We start from the raw sequence: 4,109 nt of genomic DNA on the forward strand, positions 1-4,109 counted from the left end.
GCGCATGCCAGAGGGGTGTGGTTAAGGGATCCAGCCTCATGTTCGATATCTATTTCTGCATCCGAGACGATCACGATCTTCGCCTCGTCGCGGCTGCAGGGCTAATTTGCGCCATATCCGCGATAGCGATTGTCCTGTTTCTGCGGCGCGCCCGGGATACGAAAAATATCGATCATATACGCTGGGCAATCGCGTCGGGAGGCGTTGGCGGCTTCGGGGTATGGTCGACGCACTTCACCGCCATGATGGGATATGACCCGGGCATAATACTCGGCTATGCGCTCGTTCCCACAATATTGTCGCTTCTGACGGTCGTGAGCGCGCTCACCCTGGCACATATGATTGCCTTGCGATCCTCTGCCCTCAACGCCCGCATTCTGGCGGGCCTAGTGGTTGGACTGGGTATCGCCTCGATGCATTATCTGGGCATCTACGCCATCAGGATCGATGCCGATTTCCGGTGGTCGCAACCGATGGTGATCGCATCCATCCTGCTCATAACCGCTCCAGCACCGCTTGCCTTTCATTTCGCCCTCGACCGGCGTGGATACGCGACCGGGGTGCTCGCGGCCTTGTCCATACTCAGCGGCATATTGTCGCTCCATTTTGCCGGCATGGCTGCGCTATCCCTGCGCCCCAACCGTCTTGAGGAAACCGGAGGGCTTCTTCTTTCCACTCCGCAAATGGGCTTGGCCGTCGCCATTGTTGCATTGGGCGTCCTGACCGTCAGCATCATGGCGGCACTGTCGAGCGCACGACTGCATGCTGCCGTCGGGGCTAGCGAGCGCGAGTTCAAGGTTCTTGTCCAAGGCATCAGCGATTGCGCAATCTATATGCTGGACCGGGACGGTCGCGTCGCTTCATGGAATGCCGGCGCACAGCGCCTGAAGGGCTATAGCAGCACCGAAGCCATGGGGTTGGAACTGTCCTCCTTCTACTCCGAAGAGGATCGATCGGCGGGCCTGCCGAGACGCGGCATAGAAACAGCGCGGCAAGATGGTAAATTCAATGCGGAAGGCTGGCGCTATCGCAAAGACGGCAGCCGATTTTGGGCTCATGTGACGATCGAGTCCGTCTTTGACGAAACAGGTCTCTTCCGTGGCTTCGCCAAGATCACGCGCGATATGACCCGAATGAGGGAAGATCAATTGCGGTTGGAGGAGACGCGGTCAAAACTCGACGTCGCCCTGTCCAACATGCATCAAGGCCTCTGCCTCTTCGACCAAAATGGGCACCTGACATTGGCAAATGACAGGGTGAGCACGCTGTTCGACGTCTCTCACGAGCAATGCCCGCCTGGAACCGCTTTCGAGGAACTTGTTCGGATTGCGGTAGCCAAGCGCACCGGAGGCGCGGTCGCCGCAGAGGCACTGGAAGAAACTCTGGCCCGGCACCGGGCCTGTATCGAAAATCCGGATGGCGGCGTTCTGATTGCTGATTTTGCGGATGGCTCGACCTTTTCCATTGCCCATCATGCGCTGCCAGATGGTGGCTGGGTGTCCACCTTCGACGATATCACGGATCGTCGTCGGGCGGAGCAACGCATCGAACACATGGCACTGCATGACGAACTGACGGGTCTGCCGAACAGATCGAGCTATAATGACAGTCTCGATCTCGCGCTCAGCCAGGCAAGTCGAAATGGCGGAAAGGTCGCCGTGATCGGCATCGACCTTGATCGCTTCAAGGAAGTGAACGATGTGCATGGCCATTCAACGGGCGATGCAGTCCTGCAGGAACTGGCTCGACGCATGCTAGGCCAATTGGGTCGAGGCGAGGTCGTCGCCCGCTTCGGCGGCGATGAGTTTGCCGCGTTCAAATCGTTTGAAAATGACGATGCCCTGGACAATTTCATCTCCCGCCTGGAACGCTGCCTGGTCGAGAAGATCGAAATGGATGGCCTCTCCATCCATCCTGGCGCAAGCCTTGGCATCGCCATTTTCCCAACGGACGGCTCCCGCCGAGAGCCATTGGTGAACAATGCCGATCTCGCCATGTATCGGGCAAAAGCGACTATTGGTCGTCAGGTCTGCTTCTACGAACAGGGCATGGACGAGGCCGCGCGCGCCCGCCGCACGCTCGCCAATGATCTGCGCGAGGCTGTCGCACGCGACGAGTTCAGTTTGGCATATCAGGTCCAGAAATTGGTCTCCACCGAGGCCGTGGTCGGATATGAGGCGCTGTTGCGCTGGCAGCATCCACGCGATGGCTGGATCTCTCCGGCGGAATTCATCCCGATTGCCGAGGAAAGCGGGGAAATTCTGGCCATTGGCGAATGGGTTCTGCGCCAGGCGTGCCGTGATGCCGCCAACTGGCCTGAACCCTGGCGTGTGGCGGTCAACCTGTCGCCGGTACAACTCATGCATGTCGATCTCATCCAGATTGTCACATCGGCACTTCTAGAGAGCGGGTTGCCGGCGCATCGATTGGAACTGGAGATAACCGAAACCGCCCTTGTCAGTGACAAGGCCCGTGCCCTGCATATTCTGCGTCAAATCAAGGCGATTGGCGTTTCCATCGCGATGGACGATTTCGGCACCGGCTATTCGTCGCTCGATACGCTCAACTCCTTCCCCTTCGACAAGATCAAGATCGACCGTTCCTTCCTGCTGGATTCGGAAACCAGCCATCAGGCTCGGGCGATCATTCGTGCGGTCCTTGCGCTGGGACATAGCCTTGAAGTGCCAGTTTTGGCCGAAGGACTGGAAACCGAGGATCAGCTTCGGCTCCTTCGCACCGAAGGATGCGATGAAGCGCAAGGCTATCTATGGGGAAGGCCTACCATGAGCCCTAGCCTGGAACCCGAGCGCGCGCCCCTGAAAATCGAGGCTGCCTGACACCATCCACGACGCGCTGTCACGCTTCACTAATGAGCACAACCCGATTGCCGCGCTGTTTTCCCACAAGGAACCGATAGGATCGGATCTTGCCCGACCTTTCACGCAACCAGTGCAATAGCCGACGGTCGACTGATCGCAGGCGCAAACGAGCGTGGATCGGCAGCATCTGGTCGTTCCGCGACAGGATTCTAGGACAGGAACGATCGAGCGACGGAAAATTCAAGATGAAATATACGCGCCACAATATTGCAATAACAACGATCTAACCGCGCCCCGTCGGCCTTGGAGCCTTGGGGAGAACCACCACATGTCACGTTCATCGCGCATGCTTTGCGCGCCGCTTCCGCTCGCCATTTTTGCGCTGGTCCTGTCGTCGCCGGTCCAGGCGCAGAGCGTCGCACCGGCCGCCGATCAGGCTGCCCCTGCCGATGGGCAGGACGATGGCGCAATCGTCGTCACCGGCACCTATGCCCGCAGCCTGGCGGCCGCGACCGAGACCAAGCGCAAGGCCGCCTATGGCGTCGATTCCATCGCATCCACCGACATCGGCAAGTTCCCGACCCAGAATGTCGCCGAAGCGTTGCAGCTTATCACCGGTGTCGCGATTACCCGTCCGCGCGGCGAAGGCCTTTATGTCAGCGTCCGTGGCCTTGGCCCGCAATTCCAGAGCACGCTGGTCAACGGCCGCACCGTCGCGATCAACGACCTCATCGAAAATGGCGGTGCAGCAGGGCGCCAGTTCCGTTTCGAGATGCTGCCGGCCGAATTCGTGTCGCAGATCGACGTCGTGAAGACGCCGACCGCCGACATGACCGAGGGGGCGCTGGGCGGCAATATCGACGTCAAGACCTTCCACCCGCTGGACGTGGGCAACAAGACCACGGTCAATCTGCGCGGCACCTACACCAGCATGACCGACAAGGTGCGACCGAACGCCACCGTGCTGACCAGCTTCAAGACCAGGGACGATCAGTTCGGCTTCCTGGTTGGCGCCCAATATTGGGCCAAGTCGGTGCGCAACGACCGTTTCTACAATACCGGCTGGAACCTGAACAAATTCGTGCAGCCTGCCAATCCGGTTGCGGGCGCCGAATATCTGCCTGCCGGTTATTACACGCCGACCCGCACCCGTCCCACGATCGAAACCGAAGACCGCAAGCGTCTTTCAGGCCTGATCTCGGCCCAGTGGCGCCCTTCGGACGAACTGGAAACGACGCTGGACGTGTCGCTGACGCGGCTGGACGTCGAATATGACGAGTTCGGCCTCGA

At 59.5% G+C, this 4,109-nt stretch carries 2 protein-coding genes; both read left to right on the plus strand.

Annotation, left to right across the window (positions count from 1 at the left end; genetic code table 11):
- Nucleotides 1–38 precede the first annotated feature (38 nt).
- Nucleotides 39–2,837, plus strand: coding sequence for an EAL domain-containing protein (locus tag ACFC3J_RS22235; RefSeq protein ID WP_375198116.1), 2,799 nt, complete (start codon nucleotides 39–41; stop codon nucleotides 2,835–2,837).
- Between the two features lie 310 nt (nucleotides 2,838–3,147).
- Nucleotides 3,148–4,109, plus strand: a 962-nt coding sequence (locus ACFC3J_RS22240; protein ID WP_375198117.1) for a TonB-dependent receptor plug domain-containing protein, incomplete at its 3' end; no start/stop codon positions are given.

This window comes from Sphingobium sp. (assembly GCF_041987595.1).
Classification (GTDB): Bacteria; Pseudomonadota; Alphaproteobacteria; order Sphingomonadales; family Sphingomonadaceae; genus Sphingobium.